The 24140-nt window shown below is 61.5% G+C and carries 18 protein-coding genes and 5 tRNA genes; 4 read left to right on the forward strand and 19 right to left on the reverse strand.

Annotated features, from left to right (window positions below; all coding sequences use genetic code 11):
* Positions 1 to 64: 64 nt before the first annotated feature.
* Positions 65 to 604, forward strand: coding sequence for a hypothetical protein (locus tag P3T20_RS14100; protein ID WP_429287131.1), 540 nt, complete (start codon positions 65 to 67; stop codon positions 602 to 604).
* A gap of 249 nt (positions 605 to 853) precedes the next feature.
* On the forward strand, positions 854 to 2572 hold the full coding sequence (locus P3T20_RS14105) for a fibronectin type III domain-containing protein (protein ID WP_429287132.1): 1719 nt from the start codon (positions 854 to 856) through the stop codon (positions 2570 to 2572).
* Positions 2573 to 2618: 46 nt separating this feature from the next.
* Here the strand turns inward: P3T20_RS14105 and P3T20_RS14110 are convergent, their stop codons facing one another.
* From P3T20_RS14110 to P3T20_RS14145, 8 genes are all read right to left on the reverse strand, one after another.
* Complete coding sequence (locus P3T20_RS14110; protein ID WP_429287133.1) at positions 2619 to 3563, reverse strand: AEC family transporter; 945 nt, start codon at positions 3561 to 3563, stop codon at positions 2619 to 2621.
* A 238-nt stretch (positions 3564 to 3801) separates the two neighbouring features.
* Positions 3802 to 5520: an NAD-dependent malic enzyme gene (locus tag P3T20_RS14115; RefSeq protein WP_429287134.1), complete on the reverse strand. Its 1719-nt coding sequence runs from the start codon at positions 5518 to 5520 to the stop codon at positions 3802 to 3804.
* A 292-nt stretch (positions 5521 to 5812) separates the two neighbouring features.
* The gene (locus P3T20_RS14120; RefSeq protein ID WP_429287135.1) at positions 5813 to 6988 is read right to left on the reverse strand and encodes a diguanylate cyclase domain-containing protein; all 1176 of its coding nucleotides are present in this window, start codon (positions 6986 to 6988) and stop codon (positions 5813 to 5815) included.
* Positions 6942 to 7742: a hypothetical protein gene (locus tag P3T20_RS14125; RefSeq protein ID WP_429287136.1), complete on the reverse strand. Its 801-nt coding sequence runs from the start codon at positions 7740 to 7742 to the stop codon at positions 6942 to 6944. Before P3T20_RS14125 ends, P3T20_RS14120 begins: the two co-directional genes overlap by 47 nt.
* Before the next feature lie 156 nt (positions 7743 to 7898).
* Entirely contained in the window at positions 7899 to 8594 is a 696-nt protein-coding gene (locus P3T20_RS14130; protein ID WP_429287137.1) for a hypothetical protein, read from the reverse strand.
* Between the two features lie 414 nt (positions 8595 to 9008).
* Complete coding sequence (locus P3T20_RS14135) at positions 9009 to 10523, reverse strand: aldehyde dehydrogenase (protein WP_429287138.1); 1515 nt, start codon at positions 10521 to 10523, stop codon at positions 9009 to 9011.
* Between the two features lie 16 nt (positions 10524 to 10539).
* A complete protein-coding gene (locus P3T20_RS14140; RefSeq protein ID WP_074264231.1) occupies positions 10540 to 11931 on the reverse strand; it encodes an MFS transporter in 1392 nt (463 codons plus the stop codon).
* Positions 11932 to 11982: 51 nt separating this feature from the next.
* Positions 11983 to 12711 (reverse strand): enoyl-CoA hydratase/isomerase family protein, encoded by a 729-nt coding sequence (locus P3T20_RS14145; RefSeq protein WP_074264230.1) that lies wholly within the window; start codon positions 12709 to 12711, stop codon positions 11983 to 11985.
* Positions 12712 to 12780: 69 nt separating this feature from the next.
* Here P3T20_RS14145 and P3T20_RS14150 point away from each other — a divergent pair, with 69 nt between their 5' ends.
* Positions 12781 to 13539 (forward strand): GntR family transcriptional regulator, encoded by a 759-nt coding sequence (locus P3T20_RS14150; RefSeq protein ID WP_083611391.1) that lies wholly within the window; start codon positions 12781 to 12783, stop codon positions 13537 to 13539.
* 200 nt (positions 13540 to 13739) lie between these two features.
* Here the strand turns inward: P3T20_RS14150 and P3T20_RS14155 are convergent.
* From P3T20_RS14155 to gltX, 6 genes are all read right to left on the reverse strand, one after another.
* A tRNA-Asp gene (locus P3T20_RS14155) sits at positions 13740 to 13816 on the reverse strand.
* Between the two features lie 19 nt (positions 13817 to 13835).
* Positions 13836 to 13911 (reverse strand) — tRNA-Glu (locus P3T20_RS14160).
* A gap of 59 nt (positions 13912 to 13970) precedes the next feature.
* A tRNA-Asp gene (locus P3T20_RS14165) sits at positions 13971 to 14047 on the reverse strand.
* Positions 14048 to 14153: 106 nt separating this feature from the next.
* Positions 14154 to 14229 (reverse strand) — tRNA-Glu (locus P3T20_RS14170).
* 155 nt (positions 14230 to 14384) lie between these two features.
* A tRNA-Ala gene (locus tag P3T20_RS14175) sits at positions 14385 to 14460 on the reverse strand.
* 111 nt (positions 14461 to 14571) lie between these two features.
* Positions 14572 to 15981, reverse strand: a complete 1410-nt coding sequence (gene gltX, locus P3T20_RS14180; RefSeq protein ID WP_074264229.1) for a glutamate--tRNA ligase — start codon at positions 15979 to 15981, stop codon at positions 14572 to 14574.
* A 389-nt stretch (positions 15982 to 16370) separates the two neighbouring features.
* On the opposite strand from gltX, the gene P3T20_RS14185 reads away from it, so the two are divergent.
* On the forward strand, positions 16371 to 17345 hold the full coding sequence (locus P3T20_RS14185) for a patatin-like phospholipase family protein (RefSeq protein ID WP_429287139.1): 975 nt from the start codon (positions 16371 to 16373) through the stop codon (positions 17343 to 17345).
* A gap of 140 nt (positions 17346 to 17485) precedes the next feature.
* Here P3T20_RS14185 and P3T20_RS14190 read toward each other — a convergent pair whose 3' ends face one another.
* From P3T20_RS14190 to P3T20_RS14210, 5 genes are all read right to left on the reverse strand, one after another.
* The gene (locus P3T20_RS14190; protein WP_074264227.1) at positions 17486 to 18160 is read right to left on the reverse strand and encodes a C40 family peptidase; all 675 of its coding nucleotides are present in this window, start codon (positions 18158 to 18160) and stop codon (positions 17486 to 17488) included.
* 139 nt (positions 18161 to 18299) lie between these two features.
* Positions 18300 to 19907, reverse strand: a complete 1608-nt coding sequence (locus tag P3T20_RS14195; RefSeq protein ID WP_429287172.1) for an ABC transporter ATP-binding protein — start codon at positions 19905 to 19907, stop codon at positions 18300 to 18302.
* 11 nt (positions 19908 to 19918) lie between these two features.
* Positions 19919 to 21025 carry an ABC transporter permease gene (locus P3T20_RS14200; protein ID WP_429287140.1) on the reverse strand — a complete coding sequence of 369 codons (1107 nt, stop codon included), beginning with the start codon at positions 21023 to 21025 and terminating at the stop codon, positions 19919 to 19921.
* Position 21026: 1 nt separating this feature from the next.
* Positions 21027 to 22064: a microcin C ABC transporter permease YejB gene (locus P3T20_RS14205; RefSeq protein ID WP_074264225.1), complete on the reverse strand. Its 1038-nt coding sequence runs from the start codon at positions 22062 to 22064 to the stop codon at positions 21027 to 21029.
* Positions 22065 to 22128: 64 nt separating this feature from the next.
* Positions 22129 to 24057, reverse strand: coding sequence for an extracellular solute-binding protein (locus tag P3T20_RS14210; protein WP_074264224.1), 1929 nt, complete (start codon positions 24055 to 24057; stop codon positions 22129 to 22131).
* Positions 24058 to 24140 lie beyond the last annotated feature (83 nt).

The following is a 24140-nucleotide window of genomic DNA, read 5'->3' on the forward strand; positions in this document are numbered from 1 at the left end:
CAAGCTTTAAATAGGCGTGATAGAGTCCTGCGGTGCCGTCGCTCAGGCGGCCATCGCAAAGCGATTGACTGCGCGCTTTCAGTTAAAGCAAAGGAGAACCAAAATTTACAAGAGCCTTAAAGCCGTTGTTGCTGCAACGGTTTCTCTCATCTCCCTGGGCGCCTTCGCGGGCAACGTCGGCGGTGCCAGCAACAACCTGCAGTCCGCTAACACGGTCAACGTGACCGGCGCGTCGAATTCGAACAATGGCGGCGAGAAGAAGGACCGCGAGACGCTGTCGATCGCCGTAGTCGATAACAACGGGCCGGTCGCCGATGCGAAATGCGTATTGACTAACAGCAAGGGCGACTGGTCAGTCACCGCTCCGGATAGCGTCGACGTGCGCCGCTCGGACTCGGATCTGCAGATCAAATGCGAGAAGTCAGGCTACGACCCCGTCACGACGACGATCAAGGCGGCGACCACGCAGATTCCGCGCCCGCAATTTCACTTCGCAGCAGGTAACAGCGACGATGGCGATAGCGACGACGCCATGATTACGGTGCCGCAGTATGCGCCGTCGATCACCGTGACGTTTGGCAGCAAGCAGGCTAACGCGAACTAAAAGCTTCGCCTGAAGGGTTGGCGCCGGGCCGCATGTCCGGCGTCAATGTGCACATCAGTGGTCGATCCGCAGATGTCGCACGCGTGGTGCCGGCAGCGCTGTCACAACACGGAAAGACAGTTCTGCGAATAATGTGGTTGCGGTTGCGCGCTTCGAGTCACGGCAAGCCGCGCTGGACTGCTGCATATGCAGTCCGGCCAGAGATGCCGTCCGCGCGCTGTCCTCCCAACCCACAGGCCGAGCACCGACATGTCGAACAAGAACTCCCCCGCTGCCCATCTCGCTTCCGACACTGCTTCCAGCACGTCCCGCCCCGCCGATGTCCTCGCGGCCGTCTCGCGCCGTGGCTTCCTCAAGCTCGCAGGCGCTTCCGGACTGGCGGGCGCCACCGGCAGCTTCGCCGCTACGGGCAAGGCTGCCACGACGAATCCGGACGGCACACCCGAGCAGATTCATCTGACCTGGGGCAGCGATCCGACGAGTGAGGTGGTGGTCTCGTGGGCCTCGCTTGCCACGGCGTCCAACCCCCGGGTGCAGTTCGGCGCCGCAGGCGAGGCACAGCAAACCGTGCACGGCGTGCAACGCATTTATACGGATGGCATAAACGGCGCTACGGTGTTCACGTATCACGCCCGCCTGCGCGGCCTCAAGCCAGCGAACACTTATCAGTACACGGTCACGGCCGACAACGACAGCAACGCCGCACAACCGTTCACCGCGAGCTTCCAGACGGCGCCGCGCGGACGCACGCCGTTTCGCTGGACCACCTATGGGGATCTCGCCACACCCAACACCCAATGGGTGCTCTCGTATCCGCAGAGCCGTTTTGCCGTGCAGGCCGTCGAACGCTTCCAGCCGCTGTTCCATCTGCTCAACGGCGATCTCTGCTACGCGAACCTGAACCCGACGCATCAACCCGACGTGTGGCGCGACTTCGGCAACAACTGCCAGAGCTCGGCGGCCAATCGGCCGTGGATGCCGTGTCCGGGCAATCACGAACTCGAATTCAATAACGGTCCGCAAGGTCTCGCCTCGTATCTGACGCGTTACACGTTGCCGGAGAACGGCACGCAGTTTGCCGGTCACTGGTACAGCTTTCGCGTGAGTTCGGTGCTGTTTATCTCGCTCGATGCTGACGACGTGGTCTATCAGGACGCAGCGGCCTTCGTGGCGGGTCCTGATCCGCTGGTGCCGGTGGCCAGCACAGGTCATGCGCCGATCGAAGCGGGCACGTCGCTCTACGTGCGTGGGTACAGCAAGGGTATCCAGACCCGTTGGCTCGAAGAGACGCTGCGTCATGCATCGGAAGATCACGAGATCGACTGGATCGTCGTGCAGATGCATCAGGACGCGCTGACTTCGTCGAAGACCGGCAATGGGTCCGACAAGGGCATTCGCGAGGCGTGGCTGCCGCTATTCGACCGTTACGGTGTCGACCTCGTGGTATGCGGGCATGACCACGACTACGAACGCAGCTATCCTGTGCGCGGCTGCAACCATAACGCCGGCGTGGATGCGACCACGGGCGCCGTGGTGGATACGCTGCAACCGCGTCCCGTGCCGCAGGCAGATCCGGCCAGCACTACTTTCGACACCAGCCATGGCACGATCCACCTGATCCTCGGCGGCGGCGGCACGAGCGCACCGCTCGATGTCTATGGCGAAGACAACACCAACGGTTTGCCACAAGCGAAGGTCTTCACCAAGCCAAACCGTCCCATCCCAGGCACGACTGCGAACACGTTCATGCGCAACCCCGCCGATGCGCTGGAAGATGCGATCTGGTCAGCGCAACGCGACACGGGAACGGGTTATGGCATTGCCGTGTTCGATCACGATCCGGGCGAACACGGCGGCACGACGACCATCACGATGAACTACTATCACGCGCCGGGTGCGGATCAGACGCCTACGGCCAACTACACGCTGTTCGAAACCATCACGCTGAGCAAGAAGCGGCGCGCTTAGGCCGTTTGCTGCTGGCCGCGCCGGTGTGCCGGCGCGGCGGTGTCGCTCAGAAGAAGTAGGCGACCAGCAGTCCTTCGATAAGGACACCCAGGATCGTACTGATCAGGATCGTCGAAGTGGCGTCGGCCGTATACGTATTGCTCTTGAGCGCGAACATGGCGGCCGCGGTAGCAGTCGGCACGGCGCCGGTGATCACGGCCTGGTGCGCGGGCGCCCCGACCACGCCGAACAGCACCGCGCCGAGCGCCATGATCAACGGCTGCAGAAAGTTCTTGATGCCGAGATTGGCGAGGACGTTGGCGTTAATCTTGAAGCGCTCGCCATACAGCATCAGTCCGAGCGCAAAGAGCGAGGTGCCGCCCGCGGCCTTGGCAATCAGATCGATCGACGTGAGCACAGGACCGGGCAACGTGACATGGGCGAAGCTCAGCACCATGCCGGAGATCGGCAGCCAGACGATCGGATTGATCACCGCACGCGCAATGCTCTGGCCAAAAATGCGCAGGATATCCGGCCGCTGCCCCTCATTCTCGCCAGTGCCACCGAGGTTCGTAAGGACGATGGTCAGCGGCAGCATGAAGATGCTGGTGATGAGATTGCCGACCAGCACCGCCAGAAATCCTTCGGGCCCGAACACCGCGGCCAGAATCGGCGCGCCGAAATACGCCATATCGGGGAAGGCGCACACCAGCGCCTGCATCGTTGCCGTACGCAGGTCGTGTTTGAACACGAAGCGCCCCACCGCAAGAGCGATCAGGTAGGTGCCCATCAAACCTAGCGTCAGACACAGCGCAAAACCCACGTTGTGCAGCTTTTCGGGCGATGTCTTCACGGCGCCTTCAAACAGCGCGAACGGTAGCGCGAAGCGGATCACGAGTGTCGCCAGCACGCCGGCATCGTCATGCTTCAGCAGACGGATCCGGGCCGAGAGCCAGCCTAGCATGATGACAAATGCAACCGGCAGCAAGCCATTGAGAATCGTGTCGACCACAGCGTGGCTCCTGTTGTTGTGTGGCCTGTTGTACGGCCTGGTTATTCGATCAGGGTTATGGTCCGTTGTGCGACTCGCGCGCCGCGTGCCTCGCGGTTACGCCAAAGCACACACGCAGACATCCACCGGGCGGCCCCGTGGAGGGGCGCGCTCTTCGGCACACCTTGCTGCACCGAGCGGCCAGGTGTCCACCGCGCGGAAGCTTCAGAGCCGTCTTGTGGACACCCACGCAGCCGGCTTACGGCGTACTGCCGTCGATACGGTTATAAGGCACGTAGTGAGGTGTCCATACCTTGTTACGGATCAGACCGTCTATCTGATCCGTTTCGACGCCCTGGGTCAGCCCTTCCTTGTGCGCCTGTAGCGCCACTGCAAGCGCAACCGTGATCGACACTTCACGCAAAGAGGTCACCGGCGGCAGCAGGTTTTTGTTGGGATCGTTACGGGCCGGCGAAGCCGCAGCGAGCGCTTTCGCCGCCGCCATGAACATCTGGTCGCTCACACGCGAAGCCTTGACCGCGATAGCGCCCAGACCGACGCCCGGGAAGATATAGGAGTTGTTGGTCTGATCCACCTTGAACTTGGCACCATTGCGCTCGATCGGCGGGAACGGACTGCCCGTGCCGATGACGGCCCGGCCATCGGTCCAGGCCTGCAGATCTTCCGGTGTCGCTTCCGCGCGCGAGGTGGGATTCGAGAGCGGAAAGATCACGGGACGCTTGTTGATTTCGGCCATCGCCCGGACCACCGGTTCGGAGAACGCCCCAGCCTGCCCCGACACGCCGATCAGCACCGTCGGCTTCGCGTTGCGCACCACGTCGAGCAAGGCGACGCGGTCCGGATGATCGAGCTTCCAGTCGGCAATCGCCGCCTTGTCCTGCAGAAACGGTTGCTGGAACGACGCGATGCCGTCCATGCCGTCAACCAGCAGGCCATCGCGATCGACCATGAAAAAGCGCTTGCCGGCCTCGCTATCCGACAGGCCGGCATCGGTCATCGCCTTGCGGATCAGACTCGCAATGCCGCAACCGGCCGAGCCCGCGCCCATCACGGCAATGCGTTGCTCCGTCAACGGCACGCCGGTGACATTGACCGCCGCGAGCAGTGTGCCGGTCGCCACTGCCGCAGTGCCCTGCACGTCGTCATTGAACGTACACAGACGATCGCGGTAGCGTTCGAGCATGCGCGTCGCGTTGTTCTTCGCGAAGTCTTCCCATTGCAGCAGCACATGCGGCCAGCGCTTTGCGACGGCGCTCACGAAGGCCTCGATAAAATCATCGTACTCCTCACCGCGGACGCGCTCGTGACGCCAGCCGATGTACAGCGGATCATTCAGGCAGTCGGGATTGTCCGTGCCGACGTCGAGCATGATGGGCAGCGTCGTCGCAGGATGAAGACCGCCGCAGCCGGTATAGAGCGCCAGTTTGCCGATCGGGATGCCCATCCCGCCCGCGCCCTGATCGCCGAGACCGAGAATGCGCTCGCCATCCGTTACGACGATGGCCTCGACCTTGTCGAAGCGCGGGTGGGCAAGGATCTCCTCGATGCGGTTCTTGTGCGGCATGCTCAAAAACAGGCCACGAGGCTTGCGGAACAGACGGCTGAATTGCTGGCAACCGGCGCCGACCGTCGGCGTGTAAACGACGGGCAACATCTCTTCGAGGTTCTGCACCAGCAACGCGAAAAACAGCGTTTCGTTGGTATCCTGCAGATCGCGCAGGAACGCGTAGCGCTCAAGGTCCGTCCCAAATGCACGCAACACCTGCAGACGTCGCGACACCTGCTCTTCGAGGGTGCCGATAGTGGGCGGCAAGAGTCCGTGCAGATCGAAGCTGTCCCGCTCCGCCTCGCTGAACGCGGTGCCCTTGTTCAACAGCGGGTCGGCGAGCAGTTCATAACCGGAACGCGAAGTGTCGAGGGACGCGGCGTCCGCCTCGGTCGTCGATACCTGGGGCATGGCAAATCTCCTGGGAAGCGATGGGATCAGCAACGACAGTCTGGCTGCGGTCCATCCGGGTTGCGCTGAGGTTGCACTGTCAGAGTGGGGCTTGTCACAAGGTCGACATGGAACGTACCCGCATCGCAAGCGGAATGACCGTAATCAGTCTAGGCGGTGAAAGCGCCGGTGTCTGTCAATTTCACGCGAAATTTGTGATTCCGCACGGTCGCCTCACCACGGTCCTCTCGCCGATCGGCAGCGCACCCTTTCGATACCTTCGGACAGATTCGCGCAGCCGATGCCGCGTGGATCAAAGTGCCTCGGAACGCTCGACGGGCAGCGCGAAAGCGTAGCCGTTCTTGCCGTTGCGTTTGACCTGATACATCGTCTCGTCCGCAGCGGCGAGCAGATGACGGTAGTCTTCGACAGGTTGCGGAAAGCTTGCGATGCCGATGCTGGCGCTGACAAAGCCGATCCGCATCTGCTCGCCCGTATCGACCACACAGGCGATCAGGCGCTCCGCAATCGAGCCGAGTTCAGCGTCCATGGAAAATCCGCGCACCAGCACGGCGAACTCGTCACCGCCGATTCTCGCCACCACATCGACCGGACGAACCGACTTGCGAAAGCGCCGTGCTACGGCGATCAGGAATTCATCGCCGGTGCGGTGACCGCGTGAATCGTTGACCTGTTTGAAGCCGTCCAGATCGATATACAGAACGGCGAGCGTGTGCCCGAGTGGATCACTCCTCGCTACCGGCGGGGTTCGCGCAAGCGTGTCAAACAGATGACGCCGGTTTGGCAGCCCGGTCAGCGGATCGTGCAATGCGGCGAACTCGAAACGGTGCGACTCGCGTGCCAGTTGCCGCGTGCGCTTCGCGTACATGCCGAGCGCCGTGACCAGCGCGCTGAAGATCAGCGCCGACAACACCATCAGTGTTCTCGCGACGTGCGAGATCCGCGTGTGCAGATCCGCGCTGACGAGATCGCGCCGCGTGCGCCAATAGGCCGACTGGGAGCGCAACAAGGCATCCGTATCGTCGAAGTTGGCGTCGGGCGAGAGTGCCCGCTGAGGGATGTGCGGCGCCCCTGCCGGATCCACGTTCACAATCGCAGCGACGGACGCGAGACGGGCTGCAAGACCGATACGCGCATTTCGATAGTCCTGCGGCTCCGCGTTGCTGTCTCCACTATCTCCGGTTAGCGGCTGGCGAGCAGTGGCGAGATCGCGCGCGCTTTCGGCGCGTCCGATAGCGTCGAGAACCAGCCCCGTATATTCCTGCTTCAACTGATCGGAGAAGATGGTCTTGATCTGCACCGCGAGCACGAGGAGTCCGGCCAGCAGGCACAGCAAGGCAATCCCCGCCAGCGCAGCCGGCCCCCAGCCGAAGCGAACCGTAAAGGCCGGCTTGCGTACGGCAGGCGCTGCAAAGCGCGGCTCACGAGTGGGCGTAGAGGTCCTGGTCCTGCTGGCTTCCGTTGCCATGCTGCCGATAGTTTCCACGATGAAAATACGATTCCATGCGTGCTAGCAAGCCGGTATTCGGCTTGGCGCGCACCAGCGGACGATGCCGGATCTGCTTCACGCCACCGCTCGTCATCGCTGGCCGTGCGCTGCTTGCATGCGGCGCGAGGGCATCGGAGGAAGGCGTGTCGCTTGAATCGGGCTGGGCGGGTAAAGCCGAAGGGGGTGGCTCTGTTTCATCCGCGTCGGCTAGCGTGGTCTGAGAGTTCGCGGGCGGTGCAGCTGCGCCTACCCGACCTGACCACGTTGTTGGCGTCTGCACTGGTGCGGCTGTTGTGGTGGTCATGGCGGTCGTCGGGGTCGCCGAAAGCGGCGGGTCCGGCACGAAAGCAGCGGCGGCCGATAGCATCTGTTCCGGAGGTGCGGCTGTGAGCGTGGCTGTGAGCGTGGCTGGGACCGTGGCTGCGACACGTGTCGAGAGCGCCTGTTGCGCCGTAGCCATCGCTCGCGTATAGGCGCGCTGATCCTGATCGAACCAGACGCCATATGCGACCGTGGCCGCCACTCCCACCGTCAGCGCACTCGCCGACGCAGCCCAGAGCGCAAGGCGCCCAAACCGCGCAGGCGGCATGGCGTACATGGGATCGAGGTCAGGATCGAAGCGTTGACTGAAGTCTTGCCCAGAATCTCCAGGGGGACCGTCCGCGCGGCTATCCACGGGACGCTCCGCAGGGCTATCCGCCCCCGATTCTGGTGGTCCGGTATGCTTGGCCATGGCGATAAACTCCGAACCCGTCGTCGACATCGCGACAGATTGTGTTCTGACGAGCGCGCAACATTGCTACTGTAGTCCCTCGGCGCATGAAATTCATCCACTGATAGCGATAGCCGTGGGATGGCCGTAGACCAGCAGTTAGCGTGCCCGCGGGCCTTATTGCGCTTCGCGCTTCCGGCACAGCATGATGCGGCGGGAATTGAACCAGCGGGGCAAACCCGGCCAGGGTTGATTCACCGCTTGTTCTATATCGAAGCTTTCGGCAAGCGAGCGGCGAAACGCCTTGAATCTGAAACGCACTCCGCCCGTCTGGCGAGAGAGCTTCGCGACCCGGCCGGACTCTCTTACGCCCGGCTCGTCGGCCCGGCGCGCTTCTGCCATGCGTTTGCGCGAGACGGTTGCCCGCCCGTAACCAACGGGCACGCGCACGATGAAATATCCGTTCGGTTTCAGCACCCGATTTGCCTCGGCGAACAGACAACCGCACTCTAGTTCGCTGAGATGGTCACACGTATCCATAACGGTCAAGGTGTCGAGCGAGCCCGCTTCGAGCAAGCGGATGGAGCGGACATAGCGGCGGCCGCCGAATTCCGGCGAACCATATGGTTCGCGGCCGAAGGCGTGCAGATCAGGGCGCCGTTGCGGCGAGTCGTCTACATAACCGAGTTGCTGACCGCAGCCAACCATCAGTGCGTCGTGACAGTCGAGAAAGCTGGTGATCCTGAGCGCAAAATCGATTCCCTCAAATGTGTTTTGCTCTCCGGACAGCCAGTAATGGAATGTTTCACGATCGATGGGGGCCGGTTCGGCCAGATCGACGGAAACGGGTTCCGCTACATCGTCCTTGAGCACTGTTTGCGCTTCCGACATATTTCACACTCCGTTTACCCACACCCGACCATACTCGGTTGCTAACCCGGTCAATGCAACCGCATACGCCAGGCAGTAAACGTCAAGACACTGGCGCATCTCGACGAAACGGTAATCTGTTCTCGTGGTCTCGCAGATGGGTAAAAAACGTCGCGCCAATTATGTGCACACAATGGATGTGCTTAATCATTTCTTAAGTATGTGTGCCCACTTTTGTGCACGATCGATCGCGGTGAAAGAGAGGCGGAAGGATCGTAAGCAAGCTGGACCCGCAGCCAGGCGACCTGGTATACATGCAAAATGCCGCGCGGTGCTCGAGGGCGCCGCGCGGCATTTGATCAAGGGATCAATTGTCGATTATCTAACCTGAAACCTAAGCAGTACTTTGCATATTCATCAATTGAGCCGCTTCAGCTGGCCATCGTCCGCATACCAGTCGACTGTCGTACCGCTTGTGTTGACCGTCACGGCCCGCGGTTCGCTGAACTGGTCGAACGATTCGATGCCGGTCTCGCGCCCTACCCCACTGTTCTTGAAGCCGCCCCACGGCGAAGCTGGGTCCAGACGATGGTGATCGTTGATCCAGACCATGCCGAAGATGAGCTTGCTCGCCACACGGTGAGCACGTGCCACATCCTGTGTCCAAACCGAAGCAGCAAGTCCGAATTGCGTGTCGTTGGCGATGCGCAGTGCGTCCGCCTCGTCCTTGAACGGCATGATCACCGTGACCGGCCCGAACACTTCACCTTGACCGAGTTCGGACTTCGGGTCGACGTCATAGAACGCGGTGGGCTCGAGATAGAAGCCCTCGTCGCGCAGGTGCGCCGGAATGCCGCCGCCGCTCAGCACCTTCGCGCCTTCCGCGATTCCTCGCTCCAGCATCGCAAGGATGCGCGTGCGCGAACGCGCCGAGATCACCGGACCGAGTTGTGTGTTGATGTCGGCGGGGTCGCCGACGCGGATCGATGCGACCTTCGCCTTGAATTTCTCGAGGAACGCTGCATAGATCGTTTCCTGAACCAGAATGCGCGCGCCGCATACGCAGGTCTGTCCCGCACCGATAAACGCCGCGAACGCGGCGCCATTCACCGCGCGATCGAGGTCCATGTCGTCGAACAGCATGACCGCGCCCTTGCCGCCCAGTTCGAGCGTCGTCAAAGCGAAATTCTGCGCAGCCGCTTCACCGATAGAACGCCCCACTTCCGTACCGCCGGTGAACACCACCTTGGCAATCAGCGGATGACGCGCCAGCGCCGCGCCCGCTTCCTTGCCCTCGCCGTTCACCACATTCACCACGCCGTCCGGTACGCCGGCCTGCTGCAACAGTTCGACGAGCCGCACGGTCGTGAGCGGGGTCTGTTCCGAGGCCTTGATGACCACGCTATTGCCGGTCGCAAGCGCTGGGGCGAGACTCTTCGACAGAATCATCAACGGATGGTTGAACGACGTCATCAACGCACACACGCCGAGCGGCACGCGCTGGGTATAGCAGAGATACGGGCCTTCGATAGGGATCACGTCGCTGCGACGCGTCAACGCAAGTGCCGCGAAATAGCGGTAGAACTGCGGCAAGCGCGAAATCTGCGCACGCGTTTCGACGAGCGGACGCCCGTTGTTGAGCGTTTCGAGCTTGTAGAAATTCCCCAGATCCGCTTCGAACAGATCTGCAAAGCGGTTCAGCACGCGGGCACGTTGCTGGATCGAAAGATCGCGCCATACGCCACTTTCGAAGGCCGTGTGTGCGCCTTGCACCGCGCGATCCACGTCTTCTGCCGATGCCGCTGCGAGCTGCCCGATCACCGCGCCGTTGGCCGGGTTGATGATATCCATGGTCTTGCCCGAAGCCGCATCGACAAACTTGCCGTCGATGAACAGCTGTGCGTTCAGGTATTGCTTGTTCACTGCATCCATTCCAGATTCTCCGTATTTACTTAAGCGGGGACACCCGCGCATCCGCACCGACCTCGTGGCGCGCAGTCGCGCCGCTCGGCTGAATATCTTCGAGGCGCTGGCCCGTCGACTCGACGCCAAGCGCTCCCACCACCACGATCTGAATCGCCAGCAAGCCGATCATCAAGGCCAATACGCCGATCACACCGTAGTGCGCGAACAGGGCGACCACGATGAATGGCGTGATGATCGTCGCCCCGCGGCCAAGGGTGTTGCAAATACCGGACGCGCGCAGCCGGACTTCGGTCGGAAACAATTCCGGCACGTAGATCGCGAACAGCAGCGCGACCAGCACATAGATGGGAATCACGAGCAGCAATCCGACGATAGGCAGTAGAACTTCATTGCTCACGAACGGATAGACCGAGCCGAACACGATGGCGAATAGCGATGCGCCGATAATGGCTTTCTTGCGACCGAGGCGGTCGGCGGTCAACGCCCCAAAACCCGAGCCGAGCGGCGCACCCAGCGACATCACGAGCGCGAACCCGAACGACTTTGCGATGCTGAAACCCTGATGCACGAAGAAGGTCGGCAGCCACGTCACGAAGCCGTACAGCAGCGTGTTGATGACGATCAGCGTCACGCAGCCGACGATCATCCGCGGCAGCATGACGCCGCTGAAGAGCGAGCCGAGTTCGCGCGATGGTGCGATGAGCGGCCTCTGCACCGGCACAGGTAGTGGCGCGTTGCCGTGCTCGGCCCTCACCTCGGCTTCGATTGTCGACAGAATCGCTTCGGCTTCCTTATCATGTCCAGCGGACTCGAGCCAACGCGGCGACTCCGGTAACGACTTGCGCGCATACCATACGCCGATCGCGCCAATCCCGCCGAGCACGAACATGCCGCGCCAGCCGAGCACGGGAATCAGCAGGAGTCCGATCAACCCTGCGACTGGCAGTCCGGATACCACGAAGACGGCCATCAAGCCCTGCAGCTTGCCCCGCGAGGCGGGCGGAGCGAACTCCGTGAGCGTTGAATAGCCGACCACGTTTTCCGCGCCGAGACCGAGCCCCATCACGAAGCGGCAGGCGATCAGCACGATCATGTTCGGCGCGAGCGCGGCGCCAAGCGATGCCACGCCGAACACCATCAGGTTGGTCTGGTAGGTGAAGCGCCGGCCGTACCGGTCGCCCAGAAAGCCTGTTGCCAATGAGCCGAGCATCATGCCAAGGAAGGTCAGCGACACGAACAGCGCGTTCTGTCCGAGCGTCGAAAAGCCGCTTTTCAGCGTGGCACCCAGCACCGTCGACGCCACATAGATATCGAAGCCGTCGAAAAACATGCCGATGCCGATCAGCCACATGATGCGGCGATGAAAACCCGACATCGGCAAGCGGTCGAGCCGCGCCCCTGCGTTCACACTCATTTCCGTCTCCTGCAGACCTGCGTGGCCTGTCGAATGGGTTGGCGCAACGGCCTACTTGCCCTGCAGACGCAGCGCTGCGACCGTCAGCGTTTCGGTGGCGCAGCGGAAGTTGTGTTCGATCGGACTTTCCTGCGCGGACTGGAAGAACGCCTTGCACTGGCGGGCACCCGTGTCGTCGAGCGCGAGGACACGCTCGGTGAGCGCTTCGGCTTCGGCCTGCAGCAATTCTCCGGAGACCACGCGGGTGACGAGGCCTGCGGCAAGCGCAGCTTCGGCTGTAATTTCATCGCCGAACAGGACCATCGGGAACACGTGTTTGGGTAGCGAGTAGCTGCCGAGATAGGCCATGATCGCGGCGGGCGGCAGACCTTTCCTCATCTCAGGAAACGCGAGACTCGCGCTGCTCGATACCAGCGTGAAATCGCACAGGATGGCGAGGCCCAGGCCAAAACCGAAGGCATTGCCCTGCACTTCGGCAATGGTGATCAGCGACGACGCCCGCAGCAGACGCTTCAACTCGATCAGTCGCGAGACTTCCTGATGAATCGACACCGCATCGCGTCCGGCCCGCTCGCGACCGGTGCAAAAGACCTCGCCACGCGCGCGAATGCGCAACACCCGGGCGGCCGGCATGACGGCTTCTGCCCGCAAGACGGCAATCATCGCGTCGAACATCGGCGCCGTGACTTCATTGCCCGCTTCCGGATTGTTGAGCGTAAAGGTAAGAACCGGCCCCGTCCGATCGATCAGGACCGGCTGCGGCAGAGATGCGTTATCCAAAATAGTCTCCTCGCGACTAGCTTGCTGTATAATCTGTATACAGCGTATTCAGCCTATACCGGGATGTCAATGACTTCGTCGACGAAAAGTAAATTGCGGGAATCAGCGGTAGCGACACCGGAGCAAGCGCTCGATGCGATCGGCCGTAAATATCACTCGCGCATGCGCACCGTGGATGCGCCAAGCGATTCATTGAGCGACGGCGTCGTCGTGCCGGCGTTGCGCGAGGCGATCGTTGAAGGCGTGCTCGCGCCTGGCAGCAGGCTTTCCGAGGTGCAGGTCGCGAAGCAGCTGAACGTGAGCCGCACGCCTATGCGCGAAGCGTTTGCGCAGCTCGAGCGTGAAGGGCTGGTTACGGTGGTGGCGCGGGTTGGTGCGTTTGTTCGGTCGGTGTCGCTGCGTGACGTGGCAGAGATTTACCGGGTGCGTATGGCGCTCGAATGCCTGGCGGTGCAGCTTGCCGCTGAGCGGATCACGGCGCTCGGCCGCGCGCAACTCGAGGATGTAACGGACGCCATGCAGGCAAGTCTCGCGGCAAACGATCCCGCAAGCTATGTCGATGGCCTCGACCGCTTCTACGCTATCGTCATGACGCTCGCCGACAACCGTACGCTGCAGGCGACCCACGCGAGCCTCATTGGCCCCGTGCGGCGCTTGCGGCGCATCGCGATGTCGCGTGGTGGCCGCATGCGCGTGTCGTGCGAGCTGGCAGTAAAGATCAAGAACGCGATCGTCTCGGGCGATCCGATCGTTCAGGACCTGATGCGCGAACAGTTGCGTGGCGCCTGTGAAGCGGCGACCGATGTGCTGAAGGAAAGCGAAGTTTAATTTGCTTGCCGTTAGGATTACCTGGTAATTCGCACAAGCGAATTGTGCCGGCCATCAAGCCTATCAACAACGTTGAGACTCAGCCGGACAAACCAAACGACGAACTGGAAAGTTACTTCGGACGATGAGCGCAGAACCCCTATTCACAAGGCCCTGCGCTATCTGTTTGAACAGTTCCGAACGGAACGTTTTGAGCAATCTGGCGGAGCGGACGGGACTCGAACCCGCGACCCCCGGCGTGACAGGCCGGTATTCTAACCAACTGAACTACCGCTCCAGATTTTGTACGCCGTCTTTGGCGTCCCCTAGGGGATTCGAACCCCTGTACTCACCGTGAAAGGGTGATGTCCTAGGCCTCTAGACGAAGGGGACAACGTACGCTTACACCTTTAATGAAAAAGCCCGTTCAGTTCACATGAACGGGCTTTGTCTGGCGGAGTGGACGGGACTCGAACCCGCGACCCCCGGCGTGACAGGCCGGTATTCTAACCGACTGAACTACCACTCCAGTCTTTACACCCAAGCTTGCGAGCGTCGGTTATTTCTCTGCAAGCTGCACCACTTTATTTGTCTTCGAACCTGCTTCATTCGAACATTAAAGCGACGCTGATGTTTGGCGTCCCCTAGGGGATTCGAACCCCTGTACTCACCGTGAAAGGGTGATGTCCTAGGCCTCTAGACGAAGGGGACATAATCTTTTCAGATCTGTCTTTATCTTGCTGCTAACTGACGTTAAATTCAGTCCGTAAGCAGCGAAGACCAATATTCTAACTACATTGTTACTGCTTGTGAAGTCTTTTTTGCTACCGCATCCGGACACCGGAAAAGACTTCAATCTGCTCTGATGGTGGAGGTAAGCGGGATCGAACCGCTGACCTCTTGCATGCCATGCAAGCGCTCTCCCAGCTGAGCTATACCCCCCCTTGCAGAACAGAAACGAGATTTTAGAGAGCAAACCTCGCTTTGTAAATACCCTCTGAGTGATTCCATGCGACTTTTTTCAGGAGTCGCATGCAATCCCTCTCACGCCGCTCAGGCTGGCGCTTTTTCGAGGCGGCTCACCACCACATCGCGGCCAAACAACATCAACACCGCATCGATCGATGGTGTGTGCGTCGTACCTGCCACGAGCAGACGCACCGGCATGGCAAGCTGCGGCATCTTCAGCTTGTGGGCGCCGAGCGTGGCCTTGAATGTGGCCGAGATGCTCTCCTTGGTCCACTCCGCGCTCTTCAACGCAACCGCGAGATCGGCGATGGCCGGCCGCACCGCATCGGTCACATGCTGTGCGAGCGCTTCCGCTTCGGGCGCAGGCGTGCGATAGAACATCGCGGCGTTCTCCGCGATCTCCTTGACCGTCGTAGCGCGATCCTTCAGCAGGCCCACGATGGCGACGAGATCTGCGCCTTGAGCAATCGTTGCTTCCTCGATGCCCAGCTCCGCGAAGAACGGTCGCGTCAGTTCAGCCAGACGTGCGTTGTCTGCTTCCTTGATGTAGTGCGCGTTGAGCCACTTGAGCTTGTCGTGATCGTACTGAGCCGGCGACTTGCCGAGGTGCTCGAGGTCGAACCATTCGACGAACTGTTCGCGCGAAAAAATCTCCGCATCGCCGTGCGACCAGCCCAGTCGCGCGAGGTAATTCAGCACGGCTTCCGGCAGAAAACCGGCATCGCGATAGCCCATCACGCTCATCGCGCCATGACGCTTGCTCATCTTTTCGCCCTGCTCGTTCAGCACGGTCGGCAAGTGCGCGTAGACCGGCGGCTCGCCCCCCAGCGCGCGCAGGATGTTGATCTGGCGCGGCGTGTTGTTGACGTGATCGTCGCCACGAATCACGTGAGTGATACGCATGTCGAGGTCGTCCACCACCACGCAGAAGTTGTAGGTCGGCGTGCCGTCCGGACGTGCGATCACGAGATCGTCGAGTTCTTCGTTCGAGATCTCGATAGGGCCTTTCACCGCGTCGTCCCACGCCACGACACCCGTGAGCGGATTGCGAAAGCGCATCACGGGCTGTACGCCCGCCGGCGGCGTCGGCAGCACCTTGCCGGGTTCCGGGCGCCACGTGCCGTCGTAGCGCGGCTTTTCGCCGGCCGCACGCTGACGCTCACGCAATGCGTCGAGTTCTTCGGTCGACATGTAGCACGGGTAAGCCAGCCCCTGCTCGACCATCTGCTTGACCACTTCGCGATAGCGGTCCATGCGCTGCATCTGGTAGAACGGGCCTTCGTCGTAATCGAGCCCGAGCCACTCCATGCCTTCGAGGATGGCATCGACGGACGCTTCCGTGGAACGCTCCACATCGGTGTCCTCGACCCGCAACACGAAAGCGCCCTTCGTTTTGCGCGCGAACGCCCACGGATACAGCGCAGAACGGATGTTGCCGAGATGGATGTAGCCAGTGGGGCTCGGTGCGAAGCGGGTGCGAACGGAGGTGGTCATAAGCGGTTACTCGGAAGGCAGGCGCCGGCGCGCGGCAGTGAAACACCAGCAGGCGCGGCAGCGGAACGCGTCCATGCGGCAACAGTCGCCGCGCACGGAGGCGGATGAAAAATGCAAGAGCCGAATTATACCTTCCGACGGCCTGTTCCCAGCCCTGGCGCGCGCGAAGCGCGGCGTCGTGACAGAGGTTTGCGCGAGTCCTGTCGACGCATCTGTAACGTTTTTTCACGCGCAACGCGCCGCCATCAGGCTTTGATTTATGATGTGCGCGCGCCGTGATTCACCTCGATTGCGGCGCCGTAAAAAGAACGCTACGGGCGATCCTGTTCGCTTGAAACGCGGCCGCTCTGGAACCCTCTGCGGGACCGGCGCCGTTGCTGGAGAAATCGTTGACACAGTCCACCCCACGCCTTACCCGCCGCAGCTTCTCGATCGCCGCGGCGTCCGCCGTCCTGACCGCCTGTACGACGGCTGGCAGCCGGCCGGAGACCGCCTCGCAGCCGCCGGTCAATACCGCGTCGACCAATCCGCCGGCCACGCCATCCGTCGTCCCGCCGCTCGCCCGACCGCAGCGGCCCATTCGCGTCGGCCTGGCCCTGGGTGGCGGCGCGGCGCGCGGGTTCGCGCATATCGGCGTGATCAAGGCGCTCGAGGCGCGCAACATTCAGGTGGATCTGGTGGCGGGCACCAGTGCCGGCTCGGTGGTGGGCGCGCTCTATGCCTCCGGCATGAACGGCTTTGCGCTCAACAAGCTCGCGCTGACCATGGATGAAGCCTCGATCAGCGACTGGGCCATGCCGTTTCGCACGCGCGGCTTCCTGCAGGGCGTGGCGTTGCAGAATTACCTGAATACGACGCTGAACAACCGTCCGATCGAAAAGATGGCCAAGCCGCTCGGCGTGGTCGCCACCGATCTGAACAGCGGCCAGCCGATCCTGTTCCAGCGCGGCAACACGGGCATCGCCGTGCGCGCCTCGTGCAGCGTGCCGTCGATCTTCGAGCCGGTGACGATTGGCGGCCATGAGTACGTCGACGGCGGTCTGGTGAGCCCGGTGCCCGCGTCGTTCGCCCGCAAGATGGGCGCGGACTTCGTGATTGCCGTGGACATCTCGCAGCGCCCTGAAACGGGCCTCACGACCAGCTCGTTCGACGTGCTGCTGCAGACCTTCACGATCATGGGACAGACCATCAAGGCCTACGAGCTCGACAAGTACGCGGATGTCGTGATCCGCCCGAATCTCGCGGCCATGAGTGGGAGCGACTTCTCGCAGCGCAACGCGGCCATTCTGGCCGGCGAGGAAGCCGCCGCGAAGATCATGCCGGAGTTGCAACGTAAGCTTGCGGCGAGCCGCGTCGCGGTATAACCGGATTCCACCCGGGCGCCCGCCGAAGGTGCCGTCCGCACGCTTTGCACCCTTTTCGCCTTTTCCGGCGAACAAAATAAAAAAGCCTGCTTCGCAAGAAGCAGGCTTTTTTAACAGTGGATCTTTTTTGGTGCGAGGCGTCAGTTATTCCCGCCGCCAATCGCAGCATTGACACGCTGCTTCAGATCCTGCGAGCCCTGATAGGACGTTTCGACCCGGCGTGCACCAGTGAAGCGCTTTTCCCAGTAGCCATCATCCAGATCGTCGACGCGGATCGTGCTGCCGGTAGACGGCGAATGCACAAACTTGTTGTCGCCGATGTAGATACCAACGTGCGAGAACGTGCGGCGCATCGTATTGAAAAACACCAGATCGCCCGGCTTCAGGTTGCTCATGCTGACCTTTTCGCCAACCCGGCTCATTTCCTCAGCGCGGCGCGGCAGGGCCATGCCCAGCGTATCCTGGAACACGTAACGCACAAAACCGCTGCAATCGAGGCCGGAGTCCGGCGTATCGCCACCCCAACGGTAACGCACGCCAATCATATTGAGCGCGCCGACCACCACATCACCCGCTTTGCCTGCCATGCCGGACAAAAACGACCGCGCGCTGCTGCCGGTGTCGGTGCTTGCGCTGGAATTTTGCGAAGTGGGAGCGGACAGCGGAGTCGACCCATCCTGGGTCGAAAATGAGGCATTCTGATTGAAACTGCTTACTTCGTCGGCGAAAGCGCCGGGAGCTGCTGCCATCAGTACGCCAATGAACATCCCGGCGACGACGCGCGTACAAGCCTGGGTTAAGTTTCGGTGCTGCATTGGTCGGTAGTTATTGCCTAAAAATCAGTGGAGAATCAGTAGCATACGGAAAAAAGTTTGGTCGATACTAGCCAGTAAGTATTCGTGTGTCAAAACAAATAGAAAAATACAATCGAGACACGCACCCAATTGGTGAATTTCAGTCCACGAGCGCCGCTTGCAGAAGCTTTCGAGTGTAAGGATGGGCGGGCGTCGCAAAAATCTGCTCAACCTCCCCCGATTCCACGATCATACCGTTCTGCATGACCGCGACCCGGTGCGCCATCGCGCCGATTACCGCCAGATCGTGGCTGATGAACACGAAGCCGAGGTTGTACTTGCGTTGCAACCCGGCCAGAAGCTTGAGCACCTGCTGCTGGATGGAGACGTCGAGCGCACTGGTGGGTTCATCCAAAATCAGGATGCGCGGCTCGAGCACCAGCGCCCGCGCGATTGCGATGCGTTGCCGCTGTCCGCCGGAGAACTCGTGCGGGTAACGGTACAGCACCGTGCGATCGAGCCCGACTTCGCGCAGCACCGCAATCACCTTCTCGCGCCGCGCCGCTGCGTCCATCTGCGGACGATGCAACGCAAGCCCCTCGCCGACGATCCGTTCGATCGTCTGGCGCGGCGACAGCGAACTGAACGGGTCCTGAAAGACCACCTGCATATTGGAGCGCAGGACGGTCTGCTCGTGTCCGCGATAACTCGCGAGCGCCCTGCCCTGAAACTCGATCTCGCCATGCGCGGTGCGCTGCAAGCCGAGCAATGCCATCGCCAGCGTCGACTTGCCCGAGCCCGATTCACCGACGATGCCGAGCGTCTCACCCTGCCGCACCGACACCGTCGCATCGGCAACCGCGCGGAAACGTCCCGAGCGGAACCAGCCGCCGAGGCCCGGCAGCTTCGTTTTGAATTCGACCGAGACGTCACGCGCCTCGAGCAGCACCGGTGAGATCGGCAATACCGGCACCACGGTGCGCTCCGGCCGGCTTTGCAGCAGACGTTGCGTGTATGGATGCTGCGGCGAATTGAAGACCTGCTCGACGGTCCCGCTTTCGACCAGCACTCCACGCTCCATCACCGCCACGCGCTGCGCGAAATGACGCACTAGGTTCAGATCGTGCGTGATCAGCAGCACGGCCATGCCGCGCTTTTCTGCTTCGTCGCGTTGCAGTTCGAGCAGCAGCTCGACGATCTGCGCGCGGATCGTCACGTCGAGCGCGGTGGTCGGCTCGTCGGCGAGCAACAGACGCGGACGGCACGCGAGCGCCATCGCAATCATCGCGCGCTGGCGCTGTCCGCCGGAGAGCTGATGCGGATAACTGTTGACCCGCTTGCCGGGCTCCGCGACACCAGTACGCGCGAGCAGAGCAACAGCGCGCTTGCGCGCCTCCTTCGCCGGTACGCCATCGTGGATCACGATCGTCTCTGCGATCTGCTCGCCCACCGTATAGAGCGGGTTGAGCGCCGACATCGGCTCCTGGAAGATCATCGCGATAGCCGAGCCGCGCAGACCACGCATCTCGCGTTCGCTCTTTGCGAGCAGATCCTCGCCGTTAAAGCGGATCGCTCCGCTCACCTCGGCATCGTTCAGCAAGCGCAGGATCGACAGCGCCGTGACGCTCTTGCCCGATCCCGATTCACCGACCAGCGCTACGCGCTCGCCGCGTTCGATCGCGAGCGTGACGTCGTTCACTGCGACGGTGTCGCCGAACGTCACGTGCAGATGATCGAGCTCCAGCAACGGCCCTGGCGTGCCTTGCATCGTCTGTTCGCTCACTGGTTACCTCCAGCGCGCATGGCATCGGAGATGCGGGTGTCGAGTGCGTTGCGCAGCGCATCGCCCATGAACGTCAGCAGCAGCAACATCGCAACCAGCACGCCGAAGGTCGACAACGAGATCCACCATGCGTCGAGATTGTCCTTGCCCTGGGCGAGCAGTTCGCCGAGGCTCGGAGTCGGCGACGGTACGCCGAGACCGAGAAAATCGAGGCTGGTAAGCGCGAGGATCGCACCGCTCATGCGGAACGGCAAAAACGTGATGACCGGTGTCAGGCTATTGGGCAGAACGTGACGCCACATGATCTGCCAGTTCGACAAACCCATGGCCCGCGCCGCCCGCACATAGTCCTGGGTGCGATTGCGCAGGAATTCCGCGCGCACATAGTCGGACAACCCGATCCAGCCGAATAGCGAAAGCAGCACGATCAGCAGGATGAAGCCCGGTTCGAAGATCGAGGCGAAGATGATCAGCAGATACAGCTCGGGCAACGCACTCCAGATTTCTATGAGCCGCTGCCCGATGATGTCGGTCTTGCCGCCGAAAAAGCCCTGCACCGCGCCCGCGAAAATACCGAGAACCGTGCCGATCAACGTGAGCACCAGCGCGAATTCGACCGACACGCGAAACCCGTAAACGAGGCGCGCCAGCAGATCGCGGCCGCGGTCGTCGGTGCCGAACCAGTTGTCATGTGAAGGCGGCGCGGGATTGGGCGCCTTCGAGAAATAGTTGAGCGTGTCGTAGTAATACGGATTCGGCGGATAGACCGCGAAATTGCCTGGCTTGCTGAAACGGTCGCGCACGTAGGGATCGAGGTAATCGGCAGGCGTCGGAAAATCGCCGCCGAAGGTGATCTCCGAATAGGTGTTGAACAACGGGAAATACAGATGTCCGTCGTAACGGACCACGAGCGGCTTGTCGTTCGACCATAGCGGCGCCGCGAGACTCGCCGCAAAGGCGACGATGAATACGATCAGACTCCAGTAGCCGAGGCGCTGCTTGCGAAAGCGCTGCCAGACGCGGCGCGCGGGCGACGGCGAGATAAACGCGCGCACGGGCTCGTTGCGCGGCGCCAGCTCGGCTCGGGTACGGGCTCGACTCAAGTCAGCGCTCCAGTTGTTCGAATTGAATGCGAGGATCGACCCAGACGTAGCAGAGGTCGGAGATCAGCTTGGTGGCTAGCCCGATCAGCGTGAACAGATACAGCGTGCCGAGCACCACCGGATAGTCGCGCTGCACGACCGATTGATACGACAGCAGGCCGAGGCCATCGAGCGAGAACAGCGTCTCGATCAGGAGACTGCCGGTGAAGAACGCGCCGATAAACGCGCCCGGAAAACCGACGATCAACGGCAGCGAGGCATTGCGAAACACATGCTTCCATAGCACGCGCCGCTCGGAGAGACCCTTGGCTCGTGCAGTCAGTACGTACTGCTTGCGGATCTCGTCGAGGAAGGCGTTCTTGGTCAGCATCGTGATTACCGCGAAGCTGCCTACTACCGAGGCAATGATCGGCAGCGTGATGTGCCACAGGTAATCCAGTATCTTTGCGCCGACACTTAGTTGAGCCCAGTTGTCGGAGGTGAGACCGCGCAGCGGAAATAGTTGCAGGAACGAGCCGCCGCCGAACAGTACGAGCAGCAGCACGCCGAGCACGAAACCAGGAATCGCGTAACCGATCAGCACGATCAGGCTGGTGACGAAATCGAAGTGCGAGCCGTTGCGGATTGCCTTGGCGATACCGAGCGGCACCGAGATCAGATACGTGAGCAAGAAAGTCCACACGCCGATGCTGATCGACACCGGCAGCTTCGAGACCACCAGCGACCACACGCTTTGATGACGGAAATAGCTCTGCCCGAGATCGAAGGTCGCGAAGCGTTTGAGCATCAGCCCGTAGCGTTCGAGTGGCGGTTTGTCGAAGCCGTAGAGCGCCTTGAGCTGCGCAACCTCCTGCGCGTCGACGCCGTTATGCGCGCGTAGCCCGAACGGTGCGCCGTTCTCGTTGCCCCTGCGCAATTCGTGCACCATCTGTTCAACCGGGCCGCCAGGCACGAACTGGATCACAGCGAACGTGAGTGTCAACACGCCGAGCAAGGTCGGGATCATCAACAGCAGGCGTTTGAGGATGTAGCTCCACATGGTGGCGTTTCCGGTGCGCTAACGTGAGACGTTGAAATGACGGATCAGAACCTGGCGGGCCGCTTCACTTTTTCTGCGGTTTGAACCACCACGTCGAGGTGATCCAGTCATCCGGAGCATAGTACAGCGGCAAGGTCTGCGGCCAGGCGAGTTCACGTCTGAACGCGACCCGGTGAACCGCGCTGTACCACTGTGGAATCACATAGTAGCCATGCAGCAGCACGCGGTCGAGCGCGTGGGTAGCATCGACGAGTTGATCGCGCGTCTGCGCCTGCACCAGCGCGCGCAGGATGGCGTCGACTGCCGGCGATTTGACGCCTATCAGATTACTGGAGCCGGGAGTATCGGCTGACTTGCTGCCGTACCGGTCGACCTCCTCCGTACCCGGCACCTGAACGTCCGGCATCCGGATAGTCGTTACGTCGAAGTCGAACGAATCAAGACGCTTCTGGTAGACCGCGAAATCGCTGGTGCGAAATTTCGCGGTGATGCCGAGCTTCTGCAGATTGCGTGTCAATGTTGCGACGATCGGCTCCATCGAGGTGGCCGAGGCCGAATCGTCGAGGATCTCGAACTGGAACGGCTGTCCCTTGGCATTGCGCAATGCCCCATCGCGATAGGTCCAGCCGGCCTGCTCGAGCAGCGCTCGTGCCTCGAGCAGGTTGGCGCGCAACGAACTGGGCGGATCCGTGTCCGGCTGTTTCGGCGGTGGCCCGAACACTGCCGGATCGAGCTGGGCTCGCCACGGGTTGAGCAGAGCGAGTTCGCCTGCTGACGGCAGCCCCGTTGCCTGCAGATCGGTGTTGACGAAGTAGCTGTCGATACGTGTATAGAGATTGTAGAAAAGCTGGCGATTGAGCCATTGGAAATCGAGCGCGAGGTCGAGCGCCTTGCGCACGCGCACATCCTGGAAGAGCGGCCGCCGGGTGTTGATAATGAAACCTTGCATGCCGGTGCCGTTGTGCTGCGGGAATTCGCGCTTGATCAGCTCGCCGCTATCGAATTTCTTGCCAACGTCGCGTCTCACCCAGCTACGCGCAACATACTCGACAAACGCGTCGTATTCTCCGGCCTTGAATGCTTCGCGGCGCGCCGTGTCATCCGAATACAGCTTGTACACGATGCGGTCGAAGTTGTAGGTACCCACCCGAACCGGCAAATCGGCGCCCCAGTAATTCGGATCGCGCCGGTAAGTGATGGTGCGGCCATTGTCGTATTGCTCGATCAGATAAGGACCGCTACCGATCGGCTTTTCAAATGTCAGTTGATCGAACGGAATATGGCTGCCGTCCGGCTTCGCTCCCCACTTGGGAGAAAACACCGGAATGGCGCCCGCTAACAACGGCAACTCGCGGTGCGGCTCATCGAAATCGAAGCGGATCGTGAGGCGGTCCACCACCACTGCGCGAGTTATCTCAGCGAAGTACGCGGCGTATGCCGGTGAAGCCTGCGGGCTTTTCAGCGTATCGAGCGAGTATTTGACGTCCGCGGCGGTCACCGGATCGCCGTTCGAAAAGCGCGCGCGTGGATTGATGTGGAACGTAGCCGAGCGGCGATCAGGGGCAATCTGCACGTCATCGGCCAGCAGACCATATGCCGATGCCACTTCATCCGAACTGCCGGCGAGCAGACTCTCGAACAGAAAGCCCGTTCCTGGCGCCGCATTGCCGCGCAACGTGAACGCGTTGAACTTGTCGAAACTGGTTTGCCGGTCCGGATTGCCCAGCACCAGTGTGCCACCCTTCGGCGCATCCGGATTGACGTAGTCGAAGTGCTTGAAACCGGGTTGATATTTCGGATCGCCGTACTGTGCAATCCCGTACGATGCGTGCGCCGGCTGCGCCCCCAGCAAGGCCGCGGCAGCCCCCGCCAGCAAAAGCAGCGCCGCCGCGAAACCTCCCCGTACACCCTGCGAACAGACCCGCGAGATTCTTTCCACCATGGCGCGCCAGCGTGCCCGAGGCGCTTGAATCCGTGGCGAGCCAGTTGTCATGGGGGCCTTATTGGTCAGTGGGAGGTTGCAATGTGAGAGAATTCTACCTAATAATCCCGCGCGATCCCGCACATCTGAGCTCG

Source organism: Paraburkholderia sp. GAS206C, assembly GCF_050435645.1.
Taxonomy (GTDB): domain Bacteria; phylum Pseudomonadota; class Gammaproteobacteria; order Burkholderiales; family Burkholderiaceae; genus Paraburkholderia; species Paraburkholderia phenazinium_B.